Origin of the sequence: Rhodococcus sp. MEB032, assembly GCF_030208925.1 — a bacterium.
In the GTDB taxonomy this organism is placed as follows: Bacteria; Actinomycetota; Actinomycetes; order Mycobacteriales; family Mycobacteriaceae; genus Rhodococcus_F; species Rhodococcus_F qingshengii.
This window is the reverse complement of record NZ_JARVSY010000006.1, coordinates 121,844-146,575: the sequence shown is the minus strand read 5'-3', so window position 1 is coordinate 146,575 and position 24,732 is coordinate 121,844. Positions and strand designations below refer to the sequence as shown.

The following is a 24,732-nucleotide window of genomic DNA, read 5'->3' as shown; positions in this document are numbered from 1 at the left end:
GGTCGTCGGCTCAGTCGTGGTCGTCGGCTCAGTCGTGGTCGTCGGCTCAGTCGTCGTGGGCTCAGTCGTCGTCGTCGGCTCAGTCGTGGTCGGTGTCGGTGTCGGAATTACGGTCGTGCCGCAGTTGTGACGGTGACAATGCCAGCCATAGTTGCCGTTGCCGTTGTTGCCGCCGTTGCCGTTGTTGCCGTTGTGACCGCCACCGTTGCCGTTGTTATTGCCACCGTTGTTGCCGTAATTGCCGTTTCCATTGCCGTTGTTGCCACCACCGCTGTTGCCGCCAGGTTGGGCGGCGACGATGGCGGGGAAGACCGATACGGCAAGGACGCCGATACCCATCAGGCACATCACAGCAACAAGCATCATCGCTAGCCGTCGTGGCTGGCTCATCGACATTCCTCCCCGACACATACGTCCGACCTGCGGAAAACTGCGGCAGACTCACCGTGCCTATCGCACCGGACACACCCTCGTTACATTTCCGGCAAACATGTATCCGCCCAAGGATCATCCCTCACTTGGAAGCTCAACGGTCCGGATCAGCGGTCGCAATCGTATGAAACGGCGCACACTCAGATCGAATCTTCGCAATTCGGGCAGGCCCTGAAAATGCAGGAAAGGGTCGTTCAACTTTCGTTGAAAGACCCTTTTCGCTGGTACTTCTTAGTGGAGCTGAGGGGAATCGAACCCCTGACCTCTTCGATGCGAACGAAGCGCGCTACCAACTGCGCCACAGCCCCGTGCCACCGCCTCAGCGGTGCTCGGCAACTCTAACAGGAACGAATACTCCCGTTGGAATCACCCGAAACGAACTTTCGGCCCGACGAGATCGGCCCAGAAGATCACTGACCGGACGCGCGACGCATCTCGGTGTGCCTGATCTCTTCTTCGTAGTGATCCAGGTGATCGAACACCGGATCTTCGTCGTCGACCTCGAGGACAACCGCTCCTGGCCGACGCAGTCGCGCCGGAATCAGGCGAAGCTCTTCGTCGGTGTGCGATTCGACTCCGAGTCGCGATCGGTTGAGGCGTTCGGTACGACGGCGGCGAATCTCTTGCTCGATCCGAACCTGCCGACGCAAGTACGCCATGTACCCGCCGAGGCCGCACACGGTCAGCGCAAACAACCACCACACCATCGGCGAGATGATCAATGCGAGAGCGCCCGAGAGAATCGCGACGAACGCAAGTCCCAGCAACGTCCGCTGACGGAATGCATACCGCGCCTCCCGGGCGATGGCATCCGCTTCGGGGTCGAATCCGCCTCGGCCGCGCCGAACCGGAACAAATTCTCCGACCGGTGCACGACCGCCGGCGTAGTCGTCTTCTGCGTGAGTGTCCATCTGGTCCTCCGCGTCGTAGCTGCTGCGCACTGGTTCTGGTTGCCAGTTCGGATCGCTTCGATGTCCTGCTGCCGGCCCGCGCTGAACAGGGTTGCTGTCGCCGCGGTGGAGTACTCGAGTCGCGAGTGCCGCGTCACTCGTCTGCCGGATCCTGGGGCGCTTGTTGACAAGCATCGGCACCAGGACGAACAGCCACACGGCCACCAGCCCGATCCACACGAATGAGCTAGGCATGCCGCGGCCTCCTCCCGATCACCTACCAGCACCTATGCCAGCCGTTGACGAGTCAAGGTTAACGGCCGACGCCCTCGCATCGTTGCCGACGCGCCGAACCCCACCATACTCATGTGTCACACGCGTACCGAACTGAACTTCCGGTTCAGTCCCAAAAGTCTCAAGTTCTGGTTGAATCAAAAACCACATTTTCCCGACCGAAAGTAGGACTACTCAGCGGTAACTGCTGTTTAGCTCGCGTTTCTCACGCTTCTGGCGCCGTCTTCGTCACACCCACGAAGCGCGTCCGGACCGCACCAATCTGTCGACGACGGTGGTGGGTACTTCCTCGATGGTCATTCCGACCAGAAGATGATCACGCCATTGGCCGTCGACATCGAGGTAGCGCTTGAGAAGACCTTCCTCCCGGAACCCAACATTTCGTAGGACTGCGCGACTCGACGCGTTCTCCGGCCGAACAGTGGCCTCCACTCGATGCAGACCGACCTTCGAGAATGCGTGATCGAGTGTGAGTGCAACGGCAGCTGTGGCTACGCCCCCACCGGTCACGTGCGAGGCAACCCAATAGCCCACCCAGGCGGACCGCAGAGCGCCGCGCACCACATTTCCGATGGTGACCTGCCCGCAGTACTTCCCGTCGAGTTCGATCACCAGGGGAAGGATCCTGCCCTTGCGCGCTTCGGAGCGAAGGTTTCCGCACAGGGACGGCCAGACGGTGATGTGGTGGCGAGCATCCCAGGGCGATTCTCCGGTGGGCTCCCACGGCTCGAGGTGCTCGCGATCGCGAATGCGGAGACGACTCCATACCGCAGCGTCACGGAGCTTCACGGGGCGGACGGTCACCACTCCCGCGGGCACTCGCAGCGGGCCGAGATCTTCCGGCCATCCTGGATGGACTGACATCACACCCCACTCGGGTCGGCGTTACCCACGTTGGGCGAGAAAAGCTACGTCGACTTCTTCACCGATGTGCACTTCGGTGACGTCTCGATCGACCAGAACCAAGCAATTGGCTTCCGCCAAGGTCGCGAGGAGATGTGAGGACGCACCGGGCGCACCCCCGAGGGCCTGCACGAGGTACTCCCCTGTCGCTTCGTCACGCATCAGCTGACCACGCAGAAAACCCTTGCGATCGGCAATCGACGTGATCGTTCCCACTGTCCGCGCCTTCACTACTCGCCGCATCGGCTGGCGGCGTCCGAGCGCGATTCTGATCAGCGGGCGAACCATGACTTCGAATACCACCAGTGCGCTGACCGGGTTGGACGGTAGGAGAAAGGTCGGAACCTCGTCCCTTCCCAGCTTTCCGAAGCCTTGCACCGATCCCGGATGCATGGCAACGCGCTCCACCTCGAGTGTCCCCAGGTCGGCAAGCGCCTCACGAACCTCGTCGGACGCTCCGCCGCCCACGGCACCGGCGATGACAACGATTTCCGAGCGAATCAGCTGTCCCTCGACTACTTCGCGAAGACGACGAGAGTCGTTGCCTGCGATTCCCACACGGTTGACGTCGGCGCCGGCATCGCGCGCTGCGGCGGCGAGGGCATACGAATTGACGTCGTAAACCTGACCAGGCCCCGGCGTGCGATCCACGTCGACGAGTTCTCCACCGACGCTGATGACGGAGAGGCGCGGACGGGGATGGACGAGTACTTTGTCGCGGCCGACCGCGGCGAGCAACCCGACCTGTGCGGCTCCGATGATGGTGCCTGCCCGAACGGCCACGTCGCCCGGCTGGACGTCGTCGCCTGCACGGCGAACGTAATCGCCCGAACGCACCGGCTCGAAGATCCGAACGCGAGCGCGACCACCGTCGGTGTTCTCGAGGGGAAGAACTGCGTCGGCCAGCGTGGGCAAAGGCGCGCCGGTGTCGACTCGGACGGCCTGGCGAGGTTGCAAGCGGATCGGTTGGCGTGAGCCCGCCGTCACCTCACCGACCACCGGCAAGCTGAGGTCGGTAGGCTCGCCGTCCTCGCCTCGGAGGTCGGCTCCGGCGCCGGCGACATCGACACTGCGAACCGCGTAACCGTCGATGGCAGCTTGATCGAATCCCGGCAATGGGCGTTCGGTCACCACTTCCTCGGCACACAGCAGTCCCTGCGCCTCCGAGATGGCGACCCGAACCGGACGGGGTGCCACTGCAGCAGCGGTAACCCTGGTCTGCTGCTCCTCAACCGACCGCATCTGGTCCGCGTCCTCCTGTGTCTGGAAATTCGGTGATATCCGTCAGCTCATGATGCCTTGCCGCCGAAAAGGGACAAGCACATTGATACTGCGTTATCGGGCGATCAACCACCGTGGCGACACGCTCAGCGGTCGAGCCGATCCGCGAGCCACTTACGCAAGGACGGGCCGTAATCGTCACTGTCGAGCGCCAGGTCCACCGAAGCGCGGAGGTACCCGCCGGGGTTGCCCAGGTCATGACGCGTTCCGCGGTGCACCACCACGTGAACCGGATGGCCCTCGGAAATCAGGAGAGCGATGGCGTCGGTGAGTTGCAACTCACCGCCGGCTCCCGGCTCGATGCGACGAAGTGCGTCGAAGATCGCACGATCGAGCAGATAGCGACCTGCAGCGGCAAAGGTCGACGGCGCGTCTTCCACAGCCGGCTTCTCGACCATGCCGACGACCTTGAGGACGTCGGGATTGACCGCGTCGGGAACGATCTCGACGTCGAAGACGCCGTAAGCGCTGACTGCGTCTTTCGGGACGTCGATTGCACAGAGAACGGATCCGCCGCGCTTGGCCCGAACTCGCGCCATGATCTCCAGGACGCCACGCGGTAGTACGAGATCATCGGGCAGAAGGACCGCGATGGCATCTTCGTCGTCGTCGAGAACCGACTCGACGCAACCGACTGCATGCCCGAGGCCGAGGGGCTGCTCCTGAATCACGGAGTCGACTTCGAGCAAACCCGGCGCTTTGCGCACCTTCGCCAGGGCAGCGAGTTTTCCGCTTGCTTCCAGCTTGCTTTCGAGCACGAGATCCTCGACGAAGTGGGCAACCACGCCGTCTTTGCCCGGGGACGTCACGATGACGAGCCGCTCGGCTCCCGAGTCCGCAGCTTCACCTGCCACCAGTTCGATACCCGGTGTGTCCACGACCGGCAGCAATTCTTTCGGAACCGTCTTGGTGGCAGGCAGGAAACGCGTACCAAGTCCGGCTGCGGGAACCACGGCCGTACGGAAGGCCCTCGTGCTGCTAGCGACAACGTCTGTCATGCCAACACCTTAGCCGCCGCTTGTTACCGCTCGGTCAGCACGACGAATATCGTTGCGGGGTGACACCTCAGACAAAAGCACAATGGCGACAAATCACACTCGCAGCACGTGATGCAGTCTCCGAGCACACTCGAAACACGGAAACTGCGGCGTTGATCACGCACATACGTTCAGTGATTGTCGACGGCTCGGTCGTGTGTGCGTACGTCCCCACCCGCACCGAACCAGGATCCACCGATTTGCTCGACGCCGTTGCCGAGATCGCTCAGCGTGTACTACTTCCGATCACCGGGGAGCCGGGACCGTTGTCCTGGGTCGAGTACAGCGGCGCGGACGGTTTGCGCCCCGCGAAGTACGGCATTCGGGAGCCTGTCGGACCCGTCTTGCCACCGGAAGCCCTGTCCGACGTGGAATGCATGCTTGTCCCTGCTCTCGCGGTGGATCTTCGCGGAACACGCCTCGGCCGTGGCGCAGGCTTCTACGACCGGACGCTCGGGTCGGTCGGACCACAGACTCGGCTCGTGGCAATTGTCAGAGACTCCGAACTCGTCGAGGCCTTGCCTGCCGACGACCACGACATTCCCATGGGCTGGGCATTGACGCCGCGCGGCGGCCTCACGCAACTCAAAGGCGATTGATCGGCGGGAATAGATCCCTGATTAGCGCTGTTGGCACTGTCACTTGTAGAGTGCTAAAGGCTGCGGTGTAAATACGCGGCTGCTCGAACATCACAGTGCGGAGGAAGCCCGGTGCCCACCTACTCATACGCATGTACGGAATGTGACAACCGTTTCGACATCGTCCAGTCCTTCAGCGAAGATTCGCTGACGGTCTGCCCAGCTTGCTCAGGCAAGCTCCGCAAGCTGTTCAACTCTGTTGGCATCGTGTTCAAGGGCAGCGGCTTCTACCGCACCGACAGCCGCGGCGGCTCCGGGACTGCGAGCGAGCCGGCCAAGAGCGATTCGGCACCCGCTGCGAAGTCCGAGTCCAAGTCGGACTCCTCTTCGACATCCAGTTCGTCGACCAGCACGCCGGCGCCCGCGAAGGCTGCCGCAAGCTGATTTCCACAACCTTCGGGTTGTCCCCAGGTTCACATCGTTAGGGCCGGAAGCACCGCTTCCGGCCCTAACGTGCATGAATGCCGTCAGTACGTTCTCGTTCGCCGAGGCGCTCCGATCCACTGCGCGCCCAACTCGATCTCAGCCCGAGCACCTTCGATCGCGTCGTCGAACTGACACGCGGCACACGATTCCGCACGGCGACAGTCCGTAAGATCGCAGCCGTTGGCCTGGCCACACTCGGCGTTGTTCTCTTCTTTCGAGGCGATCCCGCGACCGATACGGTCGCCGTAGTTGTCTCGAGCCGCGATCTCACTCCGGGGCAGGTGATTGCGGATTCGGATGTCGAGATGCGAGAGATCGACTCGAAACAACTTCCCGAAGGAGTTGTCTCCGACACCGACCTGGTAGTCGGGAGAACCGTTGCCGGCCCGATTCGCTCCGGAGAAACCGTCACCGACGTGCGCGTTCTCAGCCCACGGCTGGCCGGGTTGTCGGTAGGAACCGACGACGCCCGCATCGTCCCCGTCCGATTGGCCGATGCAGCCGTCGCGGATATGTTGCGCAGCGGGGATGTCGTCGACGTACTGACCGTCGGCCCTGACACATCCCACTCAGACACACCCCACCCCGACACACCCAACGAATCAATTGCCGACAAGGCCCCGCAGATTCTTGCGGCAGGAGCGGTAGTCGCGTTGGTCACCACGTCGGAAAGTACACGTAACCAGCAGGAACAGGTGATTCTGCTGGCTCTGCCGACACCGACAGCCAACGTCGTTGCCGCGGCATCCCTGTCCAATGCGATCACCGTGACATTCCGCTGACCGCACAAAGCTGCCGAAGCTCCTCTAGGATTTTTCCAGTCGGTTCGGTATCAACGGACCATCTGGCACTTGCCATCGGAGACTCGAGGGGACACCGACATGCTCAAGGGATTCAAGGACTTCCTGCTTCGCGGAAACGTGCTCGACCTGGCCGTCGCGGTTGTCGTCGGCGCAGCCTTCACCGCCATCGTCACGGCATTCACCAGCAACATCATCAACCCACTCATCGCAGCTATCGGCGGATCCGACGAATTGGGCTGGGGAAAGGAGATCATTGCCGGTAATTCCGAAACCTTCGTGAATATCGGTGCTGTGGTCACCGCGATCATCAACTTCATCATCATCGCAGCGGTCGTCTACTTCGTGCTGATCGTCCCTGCGAATGCGGCGAAGAAGAAGTTCGTCTCCGAGCCCGAGGACAAGGAAGCCAGCGAAACCGATCTGCTCATCCAGATCCGCGACATCCTCTCGGCCAATGCCGGTGGCGCCGACACGGGAGCGCACGCCAAGACTCTCGAATAGGCAGTGCTCACAGAACAAATCAGGCCCTCGGACAATTGTCCGGGGGCCTGATTTACTTCTCAACCCCCGTGGTGCGGGGGCCGCTGACTGCGCAGCCAGTCGTCGTCCGAGGACCGCGAGGATCCTTCGGGACCCCGCTCGTCCGACGTCGTCTCGGGAAAGACGTCCCCGAAGATGCGCGCCAGGCGCTTCTTGTCGACTGACGGCTTCTTCGGGGTATCTGGTTGCTCCGACAAACTGTCTCAGCCCTCGAGGCTGGAGAGCTCGGCGATCACGTGACTCGCCAAAGCCGTCAGGGTTGCCATGCCGTCGCGAATTGCCGGCCTGGTCGACGCCAGATTGGCGACCACGGTGCTTCCCGAAACTCCGACGAGGCCGCGGGACAAGCCTGCTTCGAGCGATCCGGCCGAAAGACCGGAAGCACGAAGTGCTTCGGCAATTCCCGGGATCTCGCGATCGAGAACCTCAGCGGTCACGTCAGGAGTGACGTCACGCGGGGATACCCCGGTACCGCCGACCGAGATGACGAGGTCGACGCCACCGATGACTGCGGTGTTGAGAGCGTTGCGGATCTCCACTTCGTCGGCGGCGACGGCGACCGTCGCATCGACGAGAAAACCCGCTTCGTTCAGCAGTTCCGTGACCAGTGGACCGATGGAGTCGGTGTTGTCGCCGTGGGCTGTGCGATCGTCGACGATGACGACCAGAGCGCGGCCGGCCGATGTGGCTTCGAGTTCCATGACTCCTACCGTAGTGTCCGATCCCGACGCCGTTGCGATCTGGCCGAAGATCGGGTCGATCGTCTGCTGATCGCCGAACATCATCGACCGCCCTGCGCTGCCGCGGTTCCCAACGTGACGTCGACGGTCTTGGTCTGCCCGCCGTCGCTGTACGTGATCGAGACCTTGTCGCCGGGAGCATGTGAACGCACTGCCGCGATCAGCGAATCACCATCTGCGACAACACGATCGTCGACCTTGGTGATGACTGCACCCTTCGGGATACCGGCCTTGGCGGCCGGCCCGTCAGCAGTGACATCCATGACGGTTGCGCCGTCGGCGTTGTCCTGCGACGGCACGGTCACGCCGATCATGGCCTGAGTCGCCTTGCCGGTCTTGATCAGTTCGTCGGCAACGCGGCGTGCCTGATCGATCGGGATGGCGAAACCGAGGCCGATCGAACCGCCTTGGGTACCCGACGACGCTCCGAGCGAGGCGATCGCCGTGTTGATGCCGATCAGCTGGCCGTCCATGTTGACGAGGGCGCCACCGGAGTTGCCGGGGTTGATCGCTGCGTCGGTCTGCAGAGCGTCGATGACGGTGTTCTGGTTGCCGGACTCGCCGCTCGTGGACACCGGGCGATCGAGTGCGGAGATGATGCCTTCGGTGACCGTGCCGGCCAGGCCGAGTGGGGACCCGACGGCAACCACCTGCTGTCCGACCTGGACGTCGCCGGAGTTGCCGAGATCGATGGGGGTGAGGTCGTTGCGACCGTCGACCTTGATGACGGCGATGTCGGAGACGGGGTCGGCACCGACCAGAGTGGCCGAGGCCTTGGTTCCGTCGGAGAACGCAACGCGAAGTTGCGCTCCCTGTGCGCCGGCAACGTGGTTGTTGGTCAGGATCAGACCGTCGGAGGACAGGATGACACCGGAGCCCTCACCGCCCTGTCCCTGCGCGGTGGCTACCTCGATCTGCACGACGCTCGGCACGACCTTCGAGGCAACGGCCTGAACCGAGCCGGCGGGAGCGTTGGACGTGTTGGTCGCAGTGGGCTTCGGAGCGTTCAGAGAGTTGGTGACCGTCGCGGTTCCACCGTTGCGGTCCGCGACGACGGCGCCGACCACGCCACCGACACCACCACTGACCAGGACCAGGGCGAGAGCGCCGGCAACCAGCGCCATGCGTCCCGACTTCGGCTTTGTGGTGGTCGAACCGGAGTTCGGCCCCTGCAGCGGTGCGGGGATCTGGTTGTGGCCGCCGCCCGGGCCGTTCGGACCGCCGGGGCCACCAGGGTTGGGTGCGCCGTACGGGGCGCTCTGCTGGTACGCGGCCTCATGGGCACCGTGCGGGTGGCCGAAAGCCTGCGTGGGCTGCTGCTGCTGCGCCTGCCCGAAGGCTTCGGTGGGCCGGCCTTCAGTGGGTCGGGCTTCGGCGGGTCGGGCGAACGACTCGGTCGGCTGGTACGGCTGCTGAGGCGCCTGCCCCTGAGGCTGCTGCGGCGGCACGGGAGGCTGGGCCTGAGGTGCCGTCGGCTGTGCCTGAGGTGCTGTCGGCTGCGCCTGGGTGGTGGGCTCGCTGTTGGGCTGCTCGGGCCGGGTCGGCCCGACGTTACGGTCCTCGGTCATCGGCTCGCTTTCGTCTACGGTGACCACCGGACGGGCAGTCACAACTGTTCTGCCGACAATGCTGCCTTGCGCTGCTGAGAAGGCGCTGAGACGTGCCTGTCACTTTACCCAGAGTTCGACGTGAAAAACCGGTGTTGTCGGTTCGGCCCGAAAGACTTTCGGGCCGAACGCATTAAGCCGTGACGTCAGTCACCGAAGCGAGGGACCAACGGGTCTACAGAACACGCTACTCGGCACTCGGCCCCGGTTCACCGGGAAGCACGATACGAACAAGCGCTCCCCCACGATCGGATTCGTCGATCGCGATGGTGCCGCCGTGCTTGACGACGACCTGACGCACAATCGCAAGTCCCAGACCCGATCCCGGCATCGAACGTGCCGCAGTCGACCGGTAGAAACGATCGAACACCAACTCCCGATCCTCCTCCGGAATGCCAGGTCCCGCATCACTTACGGTCAATTCCAACAATCCTTGACCCACCGGACGCATTTCGACGCGTACCTGTTCGCCCTTAGGACTCCACTTCGCAGCGTTGTCGAGGACGTTCAGCACGGCACGCGACAGGCCCGCTTGATCTCCGTAGACGTACCACGGAGTCGTGACCGCCTCGAACTCGATTTCGTTGCGCCTGCGCCGCGCTCGTTCGAGCGCACGCTCGACGACGTCGCTGACGTCGACGCGCTCGTACACGGTTTCGGGTGCGTCTTCGCGGGCCAGATCGACAAGGTCACCGACCAGAGTCGACAGTTCCTCGATCTGCGCGACGACATCGGCACGAAGTTCCGCCATGTCCTCGTCGGGAATCTGCGGCGCACCGGGGCGACTTGACGCGATCAGCAATTCCATGTTGGTACGCAACGAAGTCAACGGTGTGCGCAACTCGTGTCCGGCGTCCGCAACGAGGCGAGACTGACGCTCACGGGACTCGGCGAGCGCCCGCAGCATCGTGTTGAAACTCTCTGTCAGGCGCGCTAATTCGTCGCTGCCGGTAACGGGGATCTGCGTCAGATCGTCGGTCCGGGCGACTCGTTCGGTGGCGGCAGTCAGCCTGGCGATGGGCCGTAAACCGGTGCGGCCCACGGTAGTACCCGCCACCGCAGCCAGGATGACACCACACCCACCGACCACGAAGAGCACCCAGGCCAGCCGATCCAGTACCGCAACGGTCGGCGCGAGCCGCTGACCAATCACCAAAGTGCTTCCGTCATGCGTCCGTTGAGCAAGCACTCGCTGGCCGTCGACGGTTCGCAGCGAAGAATCCGATTCACCACGCGCAACGGCATCTTCGGCTTCGCCGATCGGCACGTCGGAACCGGGCGGCTGGTACGTGCTCAGGTCCGAGAAGATCAGGGCCACACTGATGTCGGTGGTGTACAGCGTCGCACCGGAGATGTAGCGAGGATCGAATCGCACGACATTGCTGTCGATGAGCACCGCTGCCCTGGTACGCAACTGGTGATCGACGTCCGCGTAGAGCGCACGCGAAACCACCGCGTAGGCAGCGATCGCCATGACTGCGACGGCAATGGCCACCACCGACGCGGCGAGCAGCGTCACACGCCAACGCAATGACACCGAACGGGTCAGTGGCATCGGCGGGCGCATTTCGACGGACGCTTGGGTGGTGGAGGATTTCTTCGGTTCGGCGTTCTTGCCGAACGGAGCGGTGATCACGGAGGCGTCTCCCGCAGGACGTAGCCGACTCCGCGGACGGTGTGGATCAACCTCGGTTCGCCGTCGGCTTCCGTCTTGCGACGCAGGTAGCCGACATACACCTCGAGGGCATTGCCGGACGTCGGGAAGTCGTATCCCCACACTTCTTCGAGAATGCGTCCACGGGTCAGCACGCGGCGTGGGTTGGCCATGAGCATTTCGAGGAGGGAGAACTCGGTGCGCGTCAGGCTGATCGATCGCTCTCCGCGCTTGACCTCACGGGTGACCGGGTCGAGGGTGAGGTCCTCGAACGCCATCATTTCGGAATCGGCGTCCAGATCGGGCGCGGTGCGGCGAAGTAGTGCACGCAACCTGGCAAGCAACTCTTCCAAAGCGAAGGGCTTGGGCAGGTAGTCGTCCGCTCCGGCATCGAGGCCGGCGACTCGCTCGCTGACCGAATCGCGGGCGGTGAGCACGAGGATGGGCAGGTCGTCGCCGGCACTGCGAAGACGACGGCACACTTCGAGTCCGTCGAGTCGCGGCATCATGACGTCGAGCACGACGGCGTCGGGCCGGTTGGCGAGGATCTTCTCGAGTGCGTCGAGCCCGTCGACCGCGAGCTCGACCGTGTAGCCGTTGAAGCTGAGCGACCGCCGAAGCGACTCGCGAACCGCCCGGTCGTCGTCGACCACCAAAATACGCATACCGACAGTTTGGACTGAAGTGCTGAGATGCGGCTGAGAGGGTCCGATTCCGGCCTCCGGCGTGTCGCGGTCAGTCCCGGGTTCGCCTCGGCCCGGGCAGGCTCCAATGACGCCATAACGCAAGCAGTCTGAACACCGCGGCGAACGCTGTGCCGCACACCAGCGCGGCGTTGGTGGACAGTCCGGCTTGCGAGACTGTGACCACCAACGCAGCGCCGAGCAGTGCGGGAACCGCGTACAGGTCCTTGTGCAGGAGCAGTGGCACCTCGTTGACGAGAACGTCGCGGATCACGCCGCCGCCGATCGCCGCGGTCGCACCGATCAACGTCGCCGCCAGCGAACTGGCGTTGTTGTCCAGCGCGATGACGGCGCCGGTGCTCGCGAACAAGCCCATCCCCAGTGCGTCGAGCGCCAGGATTTCACGACGCAGTCGATTGAGCGGCTCGTGGAGGTAGAACACGGCGAGTGAGGTGGCGGCGGCCGTTCCGAAGTACGGCCAACTGCTCAGAGAGCTGGGCGGATGGACGCCGAGGAGAACGTCGCGGACGATACCGCCGCCGATGCCGGTGAACACACCCACCGAGCACACCCCGAAGATGTCGAGTCGCTTGGTGACGCCCACCAGGGCACCCGAGGCCGCGAACGCCACGATGCCCACCAGTTCGAGGATCCTCAGCAGCACCGGCCAAGGATCGCACGGTCAGATGCGGCTCGGGTCGATCACCCCGAGTCGAACTGCTTTGACCAGTCGCCGAGGGACTCGGTGGGTCTGGCCGAAGGCTGTGACCTCGACCAGATCGGGCGCCGTCGCCTTCCACTGGGCACGACGGCTGCGCGTGTTGGAACGGGACATCTTCCGCTTGGGAACGGCCATCAGAGTGCCTTGCGCTTTCCGTAGCGCCGCTCGAACTTCTCGACGCGTCCGGCGGTGTCCATCACACGTTGCGCTCCGGTCCAGAACGGGTGAGAGTCGCTCGTGACGTCGACGACCAGCAGCGGGTACGTGCCACCATCTTCCCATTCGACGGTGCGCTCACTCGTCACGGTCGATCGGGTCAGGAAGCTCTTGCCGGTGCTGGCGTCCTGGAAGACCACCGGGTGGTAGTCGGGGTGCATCTGCTTCTTCATTCGTTTCCCTCTCGCGTTGATTCGGTTTCGGCATAAGGTGATTCGGATTCGTCACACGGGTCTTCGTGAAACTCGCCGAACGGGTCTTCCCACGTTGCCCACGACGCTTCGTCCGCCAATTCGTCGTCGGTGACCAAGGCGTGCTGCAGTGTTCGGTCGATCTCGAGCGGGTTCGCACCGCACGTCAGAACGACCATCGAGGTGTCGCGATCACCGAAACGCTCGTCCCATTTCAGGGCCGCGAGTGCACGGCGTTCAGCTGGAACGCGGTCTCGTTCCTCCGGCGTCATCGCGGCAAGCCAGGTGTCCGCGCTGGCAACTCGCAGGCCACCGCCCGCCGATTCGAGCCAGAGCGCTTCACCCGGTTGCGTTGCCACCCAGACTCGTCCGCGGGAGTACACGACGCCTTCGAGCAGGACGTCGATCGCCTCGTGCAGACGACCGGGGTGGAACGGCCGGTTCGCGGTGAACTCGACGAGCATCACTCCGCCGTCGTCGTCGAGCGGCGGCTGGCGACGCAACAGCGGTGAGTGAGCGTCGGCCAGTTCACCGCGTCGCGCATCCGCAGGCACCTCGAGGAGCAGTGCCTCGATGTCGTCTCCCTCATCGAAGACGGGTACCCGTGGAGCGATGCGCGCGAGAACCGCGTTCAAGCGGGACCGCTGCCAGCCGTCGAGCGCATCGGACCCGCGTAGGACGAGCGCGTCGGCGAAGTCGACCTGCCCGACGACGACCTGAGCCAGGGTGCGGTCGTCGTCGAGAGCTTCGTCGCCGGTGGCGTCTGCCAGCCAGGTCGCCGCGTCGATGCACGTCACGACGGCGTCGACGCGGACGTCCCGCTGCGCCGGTCCGTCCAGTTGGCCGACGACGCCGGTTACGACGACGTGCTCGATCGCCCAGCACAGCGCCTCGGGCTCGAGTTGCCGGTCCAACAGCAACACGATCCGCTGCACCGAACTGTGCGAGTGAAGCCGGCGCAGGAGCGGCAGCAAGTCTTCGCGCAGGGTGCAGGAGACGCAGCCGTGCGCGAGCTCGAGGATCGTCTCGCGCTCGGACACAGTGCCGGCAGACCCGGCACTCCCGGTCATCGAGGTGACCGTCCGCCGGACCACCCCTTCACGGACGTGGCTCAGGTCGTGGTGGACCAGAACAGTTCCGGTTCGCAGCAACGCTCGTGCGGTGTGTGGGGTGGATTCGCTCATGCCGGCGACCAGGACCAGCGGAGTCCTGCCGTCCAAGATCGTGTTCACAGCGGGCCTTTCTGGGAATGATTGTCATTACCGAGGTTGAACGGTACATTGATCTCACCGCATTGTCGAAAATGATTGTCATCTGCAAGTTGAAAGGAACACCCATGTCGGCTCACTGCCAAGTGACCGGACGTGTGCCGGGGTTCGGAAAATCCGTCTCGCACTCTCACAAGCGTTCGAACCGTCGCTGGAACCCGAACATCCAGCGCAAGACCTACCTCCTGCCCAGCGAGGGGCGTCGCATCACACTCACGCTCTCGACCAAGGGCATCAAGACGATCGACCGCGACGGCATCGAATCCGTCGTCGCCCGGATCCGCGCGCGCGGCGAGAAGGTCTGAGCAGATGGCACGCAACGAGATCCGCCCGATCGTGAAACTCAAGTCCACCGCGGGCACCGGGTACACGTACGTGACCCGCAAGAACCGTCGTAACGACCCCGATCGACTCGTACTGAAGAAGTACGACCCGGTGCTGCGAAAGCACGTCGATTTCCGAGAAGAGAAGTAGGCATGGCCAAGAAGTCGAAGATCGCGAAGAACAACCAGCGACGGGTCGTCGTCGAGCGGTACGCGGAGCAGCGGTCCGCTCTCAAGGAGACGATCCGCTCCCCGAAAAGCTCGGCAGAGGAGCGCGCGAAGGCCCAAGCGACCCTGCAACGTCTACCACGCGACGCCAGTCCGGTACGATTGCGCAATCGAGACGCTGCGGATGGACGTCCGCGCGGCCACCTGCGGAAGTTCGGGCTCTCCCGGATTCGCGTGCGAGAAATGGCGCACCGTGGGGAACTGCCTGGCGTACACAAGTCGAGCTGGTAAGGAAGTCGGATGGCAGTCAAGCGTTCACCGTCGAAGAAGCCACGCCCCGTAGAGGGTCGTAAGCCCAAGAAGAACCCGTTGTTCGCAGCGAAGATCACGCATGTCGATTACAAGGACATCAACTTGCTTCGCACGTTCATCTCGGACCGCGGCAAGATCCGCAGCCGTCGCGTCACGGGCCTGACCCCGCAGCAGCAGCGTCAGGTCGCCGTTGCAGTGAAGAACGCACGCGAAATGGCGTTGCTCCCCTTCACCGCCGCCCGGTAGTCATACGTGCTCGGTAGTCACACGTAGAAGTACCGAAGAGGTCGCGCAGTCACTCGACTGCGCGGCCTTTTTGTTGCCCGGACTAAGATTTCCCGAAGTCGTTCATTCCAGTCGAGAGGTGCCCGCAGCGTGTCGGGAGTTGTTGCGGGTTTCACCGTAATTTTTGTTGTCATCGCGGTCGGGTATCTCCTCGGCCGTCTCGGCACCCTCGGTAGCCAAGGACAGTTCGTTCTCGGTCGACTCGTCTTCTTCGTCGCGACGCCTGCCCTGCTGTTCACCACCCTCGCGTCGTCCGATCTTTCGGTGATCTTCTCGCCGACGCTCGCCGTTGCGTCGGCTACTGCCTTTGCCGTCGGCGCTCTGTACGTCGTCGTCGCAAAGATCTGGCTCAACCGGCCGCTACCCGAACTGACCATCGGCGCGCTGTCGGCTTCGTACGTGAATTCGGCCAACCTCGGAATCCCGATCGCGGTGTTCGTGCTCGGCGATGCCACGTTCGTCGCGCCGCTCCTGCTCTTTCAGATCGTCGTGTACTCCCCGATCGCCTTGACGATCCTCGATCTGACGGCCCTTCGCGGCGCGGATGCCGAGAAGCTCTCGTTGATCGACACCGTCACCGCCCCGTTCAAGAATCCGATCGTGCTCGCGGGCGCTGCGGGGTTGATCGTCGCATTGATCGGTTGGGTACCGCCCCGGCCGCTGATGCAGCCTTTCGAATTGATCGGCGCGACGTCGGTACCCGGTGCGCTGTTGGCATTCGGGCTCTCGCTCTACGGCGTGCGGGTGCTGGAGAAGGGCTCGAGTCCACGCCGCGACGTCGCGCTGGCGTCGACGCTCAAGATCGTGGTCCAACCTGTGCTGGCCTATCTGATGGCGCATTTCCTCCTCGGCATCGACGGTCATCAGTTGTTCGCCATCGTGGTCGTCTCGACGTTGCCGACGGCGCAGAACGTCTTCATCTATGCAAGCCGCTATCGGCGCGGAATGGTCCTCGCCCGAGACAGTGCCTTTGTCACCACTTTGGCGTCAATTCCCGCAATTGCGCTGGTCACAGCGCTACTCGCTTGAGCAGGGTTACGGTGGATTCATGCGTGTACTAACCCTCGCCGTTCTGGCCTGCCTTGCTGTGGCCGGATGCTCCGTCGGGGCCCAGACCACGGGGCCGGTTGCCGCACCGAATCCGATGGCGGCCAACGAAGCAAGTCCCGCCGACTGGTCGCTCGGAACCCCCGTTCCCGACGAGGTCGACGACAGCGAGATGGGCACGGAGTTCGACAGCCGCACCGACATCGTGGGTGCGACGGCCACCATGTTCGAATCGTGGTCCGAGGTCGACGATCACACGGTGGCAGTCCACTTCGTGACCGGTACTCCGGAGTGCTACGGCGCGTACGCAACCGTCGAAGAGACTGATACGACGGTGATCGTCACGCTCCGAACCGGAGCATTGCCGGAGGCCGCGGACAAGATGTGCATCTTGGTTGCCGTGTTCGGCAGCCTGGACGTTCCGCTGAGCCGACCGCTCGGCGATCGCCACGTCATCAACGGCTAGCCGCGCCTAAACGGCACAAGATCACCGATCGAACACGCCGTTTCGTCAGGTGTGGTGTGCGTCTCCTCGGGACAGACTGAAAACCGACACCCGTTCACTCGCTCGTCGGCATCTTTCGACTCGAGCGGTGCTCAACATGAAGGAGCTCGCAAGTGCCTACTCTCCAGAGAGACGTTGCAATCGTCGGCGCCGGCCCCTCTGGCCTGGCAGCTGCAACCGCGCTGCGCAAGGCCGGTTTGACCGTCGCTGTGATCGAAGCGCGCGACCGCGTCGGCGGCCGCACGTGGACCGACACCATCGACGGAGCAGTTCTGGAAATCGGCGGCCAGTGGGTCTCCCCCGACCAGACCGCGCTGATCTCCTTGCTCGACGAACTCGGCCTGAAAACTTTCGAGCGCTACCGCGAGGGCGAGTCCGTCTACATCTCGTCGGCAGGTGAGCGGACGCAGTACACGGGCGATTCCTTCCCCACGAACGACACCACGAAGAAGGAGATGGACCGTCTCATCGACGAGATGGACGATCTCGCAGCGCAGATCGGCGCCGAGGAACCGTGGGCACATCCCCTCGCCCGCGATCTCGACACAGTCTCCTTCAAGCAGTGGCTGATCAATCAGTCCGACGACGCCGAGGCACGTGACAACATCGGTCTCTTCATCGCCGGTGGCATGCTCACCAAGCCCGCCCACTCGTTCTCTGCCCTGCAGGCCGTACTCATGGCCGCTTCCGCAGGCTCGTTCTCCCATCTCGTCGACGAGGACTTCATCCTCGACAAGCGAGTGATCGGCGGAATGCAGCAGGTATCGATCCGCATGGCAGAGGCCCTCGGCGACGACGTCTTCCTCAACGCACCCGTGCGTACGGTGCAGTGGAACGAATCCGGTGCAACGGTGTTGGCGGACGGCGATGTTCGCGTCGAGGCAAGCCGAGTGATCCTGGCCGTACCGCCCAACCTCTACTCCCGGATCTCGTACGATCCCCCGCTGCCGCGTCGTCAGCACCAGATGCACCAGCACCAGTCCCTCGGCCTCGTCATCAAGGTTCACGCGGTGTACGAGACGCCTTTCTGGCGCGAAGACGGCCTCTCCGGCACCGGCTTCGGCGCGTCCGAGGTAGTGCAGGAGGTGTACGACAACACCAACCACGAGGACGATCGCGGCACCCTGGTCGCTTTCGTCTCCGACGAGAAGGCCGACGCGATGTTCGAGCTTTCCGTCGAGGAGCGTAAGGCCACGATTCTGGCCTCACTTGCCCGCTATCTCGGCCCGAAGGCCGAAGAGCCGGTTGTGTACTACGAATCCGACTGGGGCTCGGAGGAATGGACCCGCGGTGCGTACGCAGCGAGCTTCGACCTCGGAGGCCTGCACCGCTACGGCGCGGATTCCCGCACGCCCGTCGGCCCGATTCACTTCTCGTGCTCCGACATTGCGGCCGAGGGGTACCAGCACGTCGACGGTGCCGTTCGGATGGGTCAGCGAACCGCAGCCGACATCATCGCTCGCAGCAAGGCCTGACGGCCGCTTTGCCAAGTCTCGATCATTGCCCGGCAGTCACGATTGCCGGGCAATGATCGAGAGCAGTAGTTCGGCCCGAACCCTGGCCACTTCCAGCCGACAGTCGATCAGGCTCTCCACCTTCGCCATTCGGCTCCGCAGTGTGTGCCGGTGAACGCCCATCGTGATGGCGGCCGCTTCCCAGTGTCCGTTGGCCTCGAGAAATGCCCGCAACGACGCCAGCAGTTCGGTGCCGTTGTCACGGTCGTAGTCCTCGATCGGTGTGATCATCGTTTCGGCCAGCGTGTTGAGCACTTCACGCGTCGAATCGAAAGACAGCAGCACACTTCCGGTCAGCGCCGCGAATTCCAAAGGTTCGCCACCGATTTCGGCCGCCGACGCACACAGCTGGGACTGTTCGACGGCGACCGCCAGCGCAGCGACCACCCGTCGCGCGCTCAAGCCGACACGAAGCGCGCGAAGATCCGACCTCGATACCCCGCCGAGCAGCTCTCGGGCGAACTCGACGTCGTCGGTTCCACGCAGCAGCACCGTGACGCGAGTGTCGTTGATCCGCGAGAACAACTGCCGCCCTGCCTTGTTCATGAACTCGGCAATCTCGGCTCCGACGCGTCCCGCTACGTCGGACGTGTCGGCAAGAACTGTCAATCCTCGGATCATTCCCTCGCCGTCGGCGGCCTGCCTGATCTGTTGCCACGCCGGCGCCGGGTCGCGATCCTCGGTGAGCAGCAGCCCGAGGGCGTGCGAATTCAACTGATCTTGAGTAGCACGCAGGCGCGCAGGTTTCTCGAAGTCCAACGCCAACAACGAGTTCGCGTGACCGAGCAGTATCTGATCGACGTAGCTGAGTGCCGAAGCACTGATCACCGCCAGGTATCCGTACGGCGTTCGCCCGACGCTGATCTGCTGCACCGCGATCGACGCTCCAGACCTTGCGAGCGTCACGCTACTGGAGGCACCGCCCCCGAGAGTTGCTCGCAGTTCGTCGATCACGTCGTCCGTCGGCAGTTGAGGTGAGCTCTCGAGAACTCTTCCGGCGACGTCGAGAAGAAGCACCGTCGCCGAAGTCGCGATCGCCAGTTCACGCACGGTCGCAGCCGTTCCGCCGGAAATGACGGCACGCGTCATTCGCGGTTGCGCCCGCGACGCCCGGAGGACAGCTTCATATTCCTGCTCTGCCAACCGGCTCATTACGCGCTTGACGACGGCAGCAAAAGGCGTCGGCAGCGGCACCTCGATCAGCGGGAGTCCGATCTCGTCGGCGACGGCCACCAGATCGGCCGGGACCTCGGGGTACGAGAGCCCGGTTCCGAATCCCACCGCCGCCACACCTGCCGCGTCGAGCATTCGGAGATAGCGGCCGCGCTTTTGCTGAGTGGACGGCAATCGGATGCCGGTGGTGAGGATGAATTCGCCGCCGGTCAACCACCGGAAAGGGTCGAGCAACTCCGTGGCGTGCGCAAATGTGATTTCGCGACCGACGCCCTGGGCGCCGCCTTTGAGTTCCAGCGCGAGGTCCGGCTGCGCCAACATCCACCGCACAGCGATCGTCATGGGCTGGACTGTACAACTCGGCGCGTCGGCGATCAAAGATTTCACCTTTTTGGCAGCTGCCTTTACTTGTGAGTCAGCGCACACTTGCTCACACACGCCCCACAAAGTGCGAGTTCCGTGCTGATCACCTCGGCCGGAACTCGTTCGACCTCGAGAGGAACCGGTACCGATGTCGATCGTCGTACTCGAGAACTACATCAACGGTGAATTCGTCGCCTCAGCCGCGACGGAAACACTCGACCTGATCAACCCCGTGGACGAGAGTGTGGTCGGGCGTACGCCGGTCTCCACGAAGGAAGACGTCGACGCCGCCGTCGAAGCCGCACAGAGAGCATTCGAGACCTGGGGCAAGACGACGCCGAGCGTGCGGCAGGCTGCACTCCTCAAGCTCGCCGACGCCATCGAAGCGCACAGCGACGAAATCGTCGCAGCCGAAAGCGCCAACACCGGCCAGGCCCACCAGATGATCGCCGACGAAGAGGTCAAGGTCGGAGCCGATCAGATGCGGTTCTTCGCCGGAGCCGCACGACTTCTCGAGGGCAAGGCGGCCGGAGAGTACATGGAGGGTTTCACCTCCTACGTCCGTCGTGAGCCGATCGGCGTCGTCGGTCAGGTCACGCCCTGGAACTACCCGTTCATGATGGCGCTGTGGAAGATCGGGCCCGCCCTCGCGGCCGGCAACACGATCGTCCTCAAGCCCAGCGACACCACACCGGGCAGCACGCTGGTCCTGGCGAAGCTCTCGAAGGGCATCCTGCCGGACGGCGTGTTCAACGTCGTGCTCGGCAACGGCGGAACCGGAGCGACGTTGGTGGAGAACCCGGCCCTCGGTCTCGTCTCGATCACCGGTTCGGTGCGGGCGGGCATCGCTGTCGCCGTGTCCGCAGCACAGCAACTCAAGCGCGCGCACCTCGAACTGGGCGGCAAAGCGCCGGCGATCGTCTTCGGCGACGTCGACATCGAGAAGACCGCCACCGGCATCGCCGAGGCAGCGTTCTTCAACGGCGGCCAGGATTGCACCGCGGCCACTCGCGTGATCGTTCACGAGTCCATCCACGATCAGCTCGTCGAAGCCCTCGTCCGGAACGCCGAGAAGCTGCGCCCCGGAGCGCCTTCCGATCCTGATGCCTTCTACGGCCCGCTCAACAACATCAATCACTTCAACGCCGTGAGCGACAAGATCGCGAACCTGCCGGCGTCGGCCAAGATCGTTACCGGCGGAAAGCGTTCGGGCGAAACCGGATTCTTCTTCGAGCCGACCGTCATCACCGGCGTCGCGCAATCGGACGACATCGTGCAGGAAGAGACTTTCGGTCCTATCCTCACAGTCCAGAGCTTCTCCGACGAGAAGGAGGCGATCACGCTTGCCAACGACGTTCGGTTCGGCCTGGCCTCGAGCATCTGGACCAAGGATCACGGTGTCACGCAACGCGTCTCCGCTGCTCTCGACTTCGGTGCGGTGTGGATCAACTGCCACATCCCGCTCGTCGCCGAAATGCCGCACGGCGGCTTCAAGTATTCCGGTTACGGCAAGGATCTCTCGGCCTACGGAGTCGAGGACTACACCCGTCTCAAGCACGTCATGAGTTCGCACGACTGAGTCGCCGCCCTCCTGCTGTGCGCCTTTATCAACCCCCCGCGGTTAATAAAGGCGCACAGCAGATTCCTCCAATCCGGAAAAGAGCCACCATGCGCCTTATCGTCGGATACCTCGCCACACCCAGCGGTAAAGACGGGCTGGTCCTCGGGGCCCAGCTCGCGCGCAGTCTCGGCGCGCAACTCGACATCTGCATGGTCCTCCCACCGGATCGGACACTGCCGGCCAAGGTTCCCTCGGAAGCCGGCTACGACGACATCCTCGCCGCGCGTGCACACGACTGGCTCGCCGAGGCGAAAGCGTCGGTGCCCGAGGACATCCAGGTGGAAGTACACCTGAGCTTCCACGAGTCGTTCGCTCAGGGCCTGCTCGACGAAGTGGACCGACTGAATGCGCTCGCGATCGTGGTGGGAGCTTCCGGCGACGGTCTGCTCGGCCGTCACGCGATAGGTTCGGTCTCGACCGAACTGCTTCACTCCGCCCATGTCCCGGTAGCACTGGCGCCTCGCGGAACGCGGCACTCGGCGGCCACTGCTATACGAGAGGTCACCTGTGCACTCGGCACCCGTGTCGGCGCCGACATCGTCTTGAACACCGCCGTGCGCGCCAGCGAACTGATGCAGGTTCCGCTGCGACTGGTCTCACTGGTAGCGCTCGACCCCCAGAACGATCTGCGCGATCATCGCGACACCGCCGAGTCGGCCAGGGAGCGTGCACGAAATCACGCTCAGGACACACTCGACGTCGCAAGAGCCGCGCTCCCCGCGGAGTTCCCCATCGAGGTCATCATCGCCGACGGGTCCACCGTGGAATCGGCAGTGCGTCAACTGGACTGGCAGGACGGCGATCTCGTGATGGTCGGTTCAAGTCGCCTCGCCCAGCCCCGCAAACTTTTCCTGGGCTCGACCGCCGCCAAGATGCTGCGCGTACTGCCCGTACCCATGGTCGTAGTGCCCAAGCACGAATTCACCCAGCCGGAGGCACTGTCATGACCAGCACCGAACTGAGTTCCAAAGGCCTCGCCACCGGCAAGATCGGCATGATCTCCGGCGCGGTGCTCGGAATCTCCTCCGTGGCACCGGGTTACACCCTGACGGCCAGCATCGGATTGATCGTCGCTGCGGTCGGTCTCAAGATGCCCGCCATCTTCATCGCCGGCTTCATCCCGATGTTCCTCACCGCGTACGCGTACCGCGAACTGAACTCCGACACTCCTGACTGCGGAGCGTCATTCACGTGGTCCACCAAGGCATTCGGACCGTACGTCGGCTGGATGTGCGGCTGGGGCATGGTGATCGCCACCATCATCGTGCTCTCGAACCTCGCTGCGATTGCCGTCGACTTCTTCTATCTGTTCATCGCGCGGGTGGCCGACAATCCCTCCATCGCCGATCTGCCGGGCAATAAATTCGTCAACGTCGGCACCACACTGGTGTTCATCGCGTTGGCCACCTGGATTGCCAGTCGGGGAATCACTACCAGCGAGCGCGTACAGTTCGCGCTCGTCGGCTTCCAGATGGTGCTGCTGGTCGTCTTCGCCGTCGTTGCACTGGTTCACGTCGGCGCCGGCGACGCCCCGGCCGGATTGTCCTTCGACCTGAGTTGGTTCAACCCGTTCAGCGGACTCGCCATCGGTGCGTTTGTCATCGGACTCACCGGATCGATCTTCGCGTTCTGGGGCTGGGATACCTGTCTCACGCTGGGCGAGGAGTCGAAGAACCCCAAGAAGACCCCGGGCCGCGCCGGTTTGCTCTGTGTCGCAACCATTCTCCTGACCTACCTGCTGGTCGCCGTTGCCGCGATGATGTACGCCGGCGTCGGCGAGGAAGGCCTCGGTCTCGGCAATCCCGACAACTCCGAGAACGTCTTCGGCGCTCTGGCCGACCCGGTCCTGGGCAACTGGGGCGGAATGCTTCTGTTCCTCGCGGTCTTCGTCTCTTCAGTCGCCAGCCTGCAGACCACGTTCCTGCCCGCGGCACGAACCATGCTCGCCATGGGTGCATACGGAGCTTTCCCCAAGAAGCTCGCCGAGGTGTCGCCTCGGTTCCTGGTGCCGTCGTACGCGACCGTCGTGGCCGGCGCGGTAACCGCAGTGTTCTACAGCGTCGTCACGTTCCTGTCCGAAAGTGCTCTGCTCGATACGATCGCCGCACTCGGCATCATGATCTGCTGGTATTACGGCATCACCGCATTCGCGTGCGTGTGGTACTTCCGCAAGACGCTTTTAGAGAGCGTACGAAACTTCGTCTTTCGGCTCGCGTTCCCACTCATCGGTGGCCTCATGCTGCTTGCGGTGTTCGTCATTTCGGTCCAGGAGAGTATGAATCCGGACAATGCCAGCGGAGCATCCATCGGCGGAATCGGCCTGGTCTTCTTCCTCGGGTTCGGAATCCTCATCCTCGGCGCGGTCCTGATGATGGTCATGCGAGTGCGCAATCCCGAGTTCTTCGAGGGCAAGACCCTCAATCGCGACACGGAGGCTCTGCGCGACGAGAACGACCTCAGCGTGTCCTAGGAGTCACTAGCTTCGGGGGCCTGCGCGATCAGGCCCGCCATCAACACGCGCAAGCCGAATTCGAAGGCGGCGTCGGCACGTTCGGGATTTTTCCCGGATGTTGCCAACGCCGCCTTCATCGCGTCGTTGGCTTCGGGTCCCGACGCCCACTGGACGTCCGGCGCCGCCAGGTCCAGGGCCGAACCGAGAACAAAACTGTCGACGGTCGTGATCGCGTGCAGTGTTTCGGTCGGGTCGAAGCCACCATCGGCAAATGCCTGCGCCAATGCGTTGTAGAGGGTGAACGCCACACCGGCCTGCACCGTCTGGGCAGTGAAGAGCGGAATCAGACGAGGATGCGCGGCGTAGCTTCGCCGGTACTCGGCTGCCAGCGCCGCGACGGTCTCACTCCAGGTCCCCGAGGCCGACTCGACGTCGATTCCTGCCATCAGCTGAGCCCTCATCAGTTCGACGATCTCGGCTCGTCCGGAAACGTGGTTGTAGAGCGAGGACGGTCGAACCTTCAGACTTGCGGCGAGTCCCGGCATGGTGAAGTCGCCGGATTCGTCCACCGACTCGATCGCTGCCTCGGTGATGATCGCCGGTGAGAGCAGTCGTTGCGATGGCCGCGGCATATGTCCTCCTGTA

General features: G+C 63.6%; 30 protein-coding genes and 1 tRNA gene. 15 read left to right on the top strand and 16 right to left on the bottom strand.

The window, feature by feature from the left end:
* Positions 1–138 precede the first annotated feature (138 nt).
* A complete protein-coding gene (locus QRN54_RS06790) occupies positions 139–372 on the top strand; it encodes a hypothetical protein (protein ID WP_285181777.1) in 234 nt (77 codons plus the stop codon).
* Positions 373–667: 295 nt separating this feature from the next.
* Here QRN54_RS06790 and QRN54_RS06785 read toward each other — a convergent pair.
* The 5 genes from QRN54_RS06785 to QRN54_RS06765 all read right to left on the bottom strand — a co-directional run bounded on the left by QRN54_RS06785 (position 668) and on the right by QRN54_RS06765 (position 4,798).
* Positions 668–740: transfer RNA gene (locus QRN54_RS06785), tRNA-Ala, on the bottom strand.
* 102 nt (positions 741–842) lie between these two features.
* Complete coding sequence (gene sepX / locus QRN54_RS06780) at positions 843–1,577, bottom strand: divisome protein SepX/GlpR (RefSeq protein WP_007727521.1); 735 nt, start codon at positions 1,575–1,577, stop codon at positions 843–845.
* A 267-nt stretch (positions 1,578–1,844) separates the two neighbouring features.
* Entirely contained in the window at positions 1,845–2,480 is a 636-nt protein-coding gene (locus QRN54_RS06775) for a GNAT family N-acetyltransferase (protein ID WP_007727523.1), read from the bottom strand.
* A gap of 21 nt (positions 2,481–2,501) precedes the next feature.
* The gene (gene glp / locus QRN54_RS06770) at positions 2,502–3,761 is read right to left on the bottom strand and encodes a molybdotransferase-like divisome protein Glp (RefSeq protein WP_003946353.1); all 1,260 of its coding nucleotides are present in this window, start codon (positions 3,759–3,761) and stop codon (positions 2,502–2,504) included.
* 125 nt (positions 3,762–3,886) lie between these two features.
* The gene (locus tag QRN54_RS06765) at positions 3,887–4,798 is read right to left on the bottom strand and encodes a UTP--glucose-1-phosphate uridylyltransferase (RefSeq protein ID WP_003946415.1); all 912 of its coding nucleotides are present in this window, start codon (positions 4,796–4,798) and stop codon (positions 3,887–3,889) included.
* Between the two features lie 59 nt (positions 4,799–4,857).
* Here QRN54_RS06765 and QRN54_RS06760 point away from each other — a divergent pair, with 59 nt between their 5' ends.
* The 4 genes from QRN54_RS06760 to mscL all read left to right on the top strand — a co-directional run bounded on the left by QRN54_RS06760 (position 4,858) and on the right by mscL (position 7,205).
* The gene (locus QRN54_RS06760; protein ID WP_030536326.1) at positions 4,858–5,436 is read left to right on the top strand and encodes a 5-formyltetrahydrofolate cyclo-ligase; all 579 of its coding nucleotides are present in this window, start codon (positions 4,858–4,860) and stop codon (positions 5,434–5,436) included.
* Between the two features lie 111 nt (positions 5,437–5,547).
* Positions 5,548–5,859 carry an FmdB family zinc ribbon protein gene (locus tag QRN54_RS06755; protein ID WP_003946378.1) on the top strand — a complete coding sequence of 104 codons (312 nt, stop codon included), beginning with the start codon at positions 5,548–5,550 and terminating at the stop codon, positions 5,857–5,859.
* A 77-nt stretch (positions 5,860–5,936) separates the two neighbouring features.
* A complete protein-coding gene (locus QRN54_RS06750; RefSeq protein WP_285181776.1) occupies positions 5,937–6,683 on the top strand; it encodes an SAF domain-containing protein in 747 nt (248 codons plus the stop codon).
* Positions 6,684–6,782: 99 nt separating this feature from the next.
* Complete coding sequence (mscL, locus tag QRN54_RS06745; protein ID WP_007727535.1) at positions 6,783–7,205, top strand: large conductance mechanosensitive channel protein MscL; 423 nt, start codon at positions 6,783–6,785, stop codon at positions 7,203–7,205.
* Between the two features lie 59 nt (positions 7,206–7,264).
* Here the strand turns inward: mscL and QRN54_RS06740 are convergent, their stop codons facing one another.
* From QRN54_RS06740 to mrf, 9 genes are all read right to left on the bottom strand, one after another.
* Complete coding sequence (locus tag QRN54_RS06740; protein ID WP_003946347.1) at positions 7,265–7,441, bottom strand: hypothetical protein; 177 nt, start codon at positions 7,439–7,441, stop codon at positions 7,265–7,267.
* Between the two features lie 6 nt (positions 7,442–7,447).
* Positions 7,448–7,945, bottom strand: coding sequence for a MogA/MoaB family molybdenum cofactor biosynthesis protein (locus QRN54_RS06735; protein WP_176720912.1), 498 nt, complete (start codon positions 7,943–7,945; stop codon positions 7,448–7,450).
* 80 nt (positions 7,946–8,025) lie between these two features.
* On the bottom strand, positions 8,026–9,552 hold the full coding sequence (locus tag QRN54_RS06730) for a S1C family serine protease (protein WP_234551792.1): 1,527 nt from the start codon (positions 9,550–9,552) through the stop codon (positions 8,026–8,028).
* A 226-nt stretch (positions 9,553–9,778) separates the two neighbouring features.
* A complete protein-coding gene (locus QRN54_RS06725; RefSeq protein ID WP_020908630.1) occupies positions 9,779–11,158 on the bottom strand; it encodes a HAMP domain-containing sensor histidine kinase in 1,380 nt (459 codons plus the stop codon).
* Between the two features lie 65 nt (positions 11,159–11,223).
* The gene (locus QRN54_RS06720; protein WP_003946387.1) at positions 11,224–11,910 is read right to left on the bottom strand and encodes a response regulator transcription factor; all 687 of its coding nucleotides are present in this window, start codon (positions 11,908–11,910) and stop codon (positions 11,224–11,226) included.
* Between the two features lie 70 nt (positions 11,911–11,980).
* On the bottom strand, positions 11,981–12,592 hold the full coding sequence (locus QRN54_RS06715; RefSeq protein WP_003946409.1) for a trimeric intracellular cation channel family protein: 612 nt from the start codon (positions 12,590–12,592) through the stop codon (positions 11,981–11,983).
* Between the two features lie 18 nt (positions 12,593–12,610).
* Positions 12,611–12,784 (bottom strand): 50S ribosomal protein L32, encoded by a 174-nt coding sequence (gene rpmF, locus QRN54_RS06710; RefSeq protein ID WP_007727540.1) that lies wholly within the window; start codon positions 12,782–12,784, stop codon positions 12,611–12,613.
* Complete coding sequence (locus QRN54_RS06705; protein ID WP_003946367.1) at positions 12,784–13,038, bottom strand: type B 50S ribosomal protein L31; 255 nt, start codon at positions 13,036–13,038, stop codon at positions 12,784–12,786. Before QRN54_RS06705 ends, rpmF begins: the two co-directional genes overlap by 1 nt.
* The gene (mrf, locus tag QRN54_RS06700) at positions 13,035–14,288 is read right to left on the bottom strand and encodes a ribosome hibernation factor-recruiting GTPase MRF (protein ID WP_003946410.1); all 1,254 of its coding nucleotides are present in this window, start codon (positions 14,286–14,288) and stop codon (positions 13,035–13,037) included. Before mrf ends, QRN54_RS06705 begins: the two co-directional genes overlap by 4 nt.
* Positions 14,289–14,392: 104 nt before the next feature.
* Between mrf and rpmB the strand changes: the two genes are divergently transcribed.
* The 7 genes from rpmB to QRN54_RS06665 all read left to right on the top strand — a co-directional run bounded on the left by rpmB (position 14,393) and on the right by QRN54_RS06665 (position 18,439).
* The gene (gene rpmB, locus QRN54_RS06695) at positions 14,393–14,629 is read left to right on the top strand and encodes a 50S ribosomal protein L28 (RefSeq protein ID WP_003946346.1); all 237 of its coding nucleotides are present in this window, start codon (positions 14,393–14,395) and stop codon (positions 14,627–14,629) included.
* Between the two features lie 4 nt (positions 14,630–14,633).
* Positions 14,634–14,798 carry a 50S ribosomal protein L33 gene (rpmG, locus tag QRN54_RS06690; protein ID WP_003946358.1) on the top strand — a complete coding sequence of 55 codons (165 nt, stop codon included), beginning with the start codon at positions 14,634–14,636 and terminating at the stop codon, positions 14,796–14,798.
* A gap of 2 nt (positions 14,799–14,800) precedes the next feature.
* Entirely contained in the window at positions 14,801–15,106 is a 306-nt protein-coding gene (gene rpsN, locus QRN54_RS06685; protein WP_003946379.1) for a 30S ribosomal protein S14, read from the top strand.
* Between the two features lie 9 nt (positions 15,107–15,115).
* Positions 15,116–15,373 carry a 30S ribosomal protein S18 gene (gene rpsR / locus QRN54_RS06680; RefSeq protein WP_003946414.1) on the top strand — a complete coding sequence of 86 codons (258 nt, stop codon included), beginning with the start codon at positions 15,116–15,118 and terminating at the stop codon, positions 15,371–15,373.
* A 129-nt stretch (positions 15,374–15,502) separates the two neighbouring features.
* The gene (locus QRN54_RS06675; RefSeq protein WP_003946401.1) at positions 15,503–16,441 is read left to right on the top strand and encodes an AEC family transporter; all 939 of its coding nucleotides are present in this window, start codon (positions 15,503–15,505) and stop codon (positions 16,439–16,441) included.
* A 19-nt stretch (positions 16,442–16,460) separates the two neighbouring features.
* On the top strand, positions 16,461–16,925 hold the full coding sequence (locus QRN54_RS06670) for a hypothetical protein (protein ID WP_007727550.1): 465 nt from the start codon (positions 16,461–16,463) through the stop codon (positions 16,923–16,925).
* A 152-nt stretch (positions 16,926–17,077) separates the two neighbouring features.
* Positions 17,078–18,439 (top strand): flavin monoamine oxidase family protein, encoded by a 1,362-nt coding sequence (locus QRN54_RS06665; protein WP_050656887.1) that lies wholly within the window; start codon positions 17,078–17,080, stop codon positions 18,437–18,439.
* Between the two features lie 36 nt (positions 18,440–18,475).
* On the opposite strand, the gene QRN54_RS06660 is transcribed toward QRN54_RS06665, so the two are convergent.
* Positions 18,476–19,993 (bottom strand): PucR family transcriptional regulator, encoded by a 1,518-nt coding sequence (locus QRN54_RS06660; RefSeq protein WP_003946355.1) that lies wholly within the window; start codon positions 19,991–19,993, stop codon positions 18,476–18,478.
* Between the two features lie 169 nt (positions 19,994–20,162).
* Here QRN54_RS06660 and QRN54_RS06655 point away from each other — a divergent pair, with 169 nt between their 5' ends.
* The 3 genes from QRN54_RS06655 to QRN54_RS06645 all read left to right on the top strand — a co-directional run bounded on the left by QRN54_RS06655 (position 20,163) and on the right by QRN54_RS06645 (position 24,105).
* Positions 20,163–21,593 carry a gamma-aminobutyraldehyde dehydrogenase gene (locus QRN54_RS06655; protein WP_003946421.1) on the top strand — a complete coding sequence of 477 codons (1,431 nt, stop codon included), beginning with the start codon at positions 20,163–20,165 and terminating at the stop codon, positions 21,591–21,593.
* 89 nt (positions 21,594–21,682) lie between these two features.
* Complete coding sequence (locus QRN54_RS06650; protein WP_007727555.1) at positions 21,683–22,582, top strand: universal stress protein; 900 nt, start codon at positions 21,683–21,685, stop codon at positions 22,580–22,582.
* Positions 22,579–24,105 (top strand): APC family permease, encoded by a 1,527-nt coding sequence (locus tag QRN54_RS06645; protein ID WP_054188813.1) that lies wholly within the window; start codon positions 22,579–22,581, stop codon positions 24,103–24,105. Before QRN54_RS06650 ends, QRN54_RS06645 begins: the two co-directional genes overlap by 4 nt.
* Here QRN54_RS06645 and QRN54_RS06640 read toward each other — a convergent pair.
* Positions 24,102–24,719: a TetR/AcrR family transcriptional regulator C-terminal domain-containing protein gene (locus tag QRN54_RS06640; protein WP_054188814.1), complete on the bottom strand. Its 618-nt coding sequence runs from the start codon at positions 24,717–24,719 to the stop codon at positions 24,102–24,104. The genes QRN54_RS06645 and QRN54_RS06640 overlap by 4 nt on opposite strands.
* Positions 24,720–24,732: the final 13 nt, after the last annotated feature.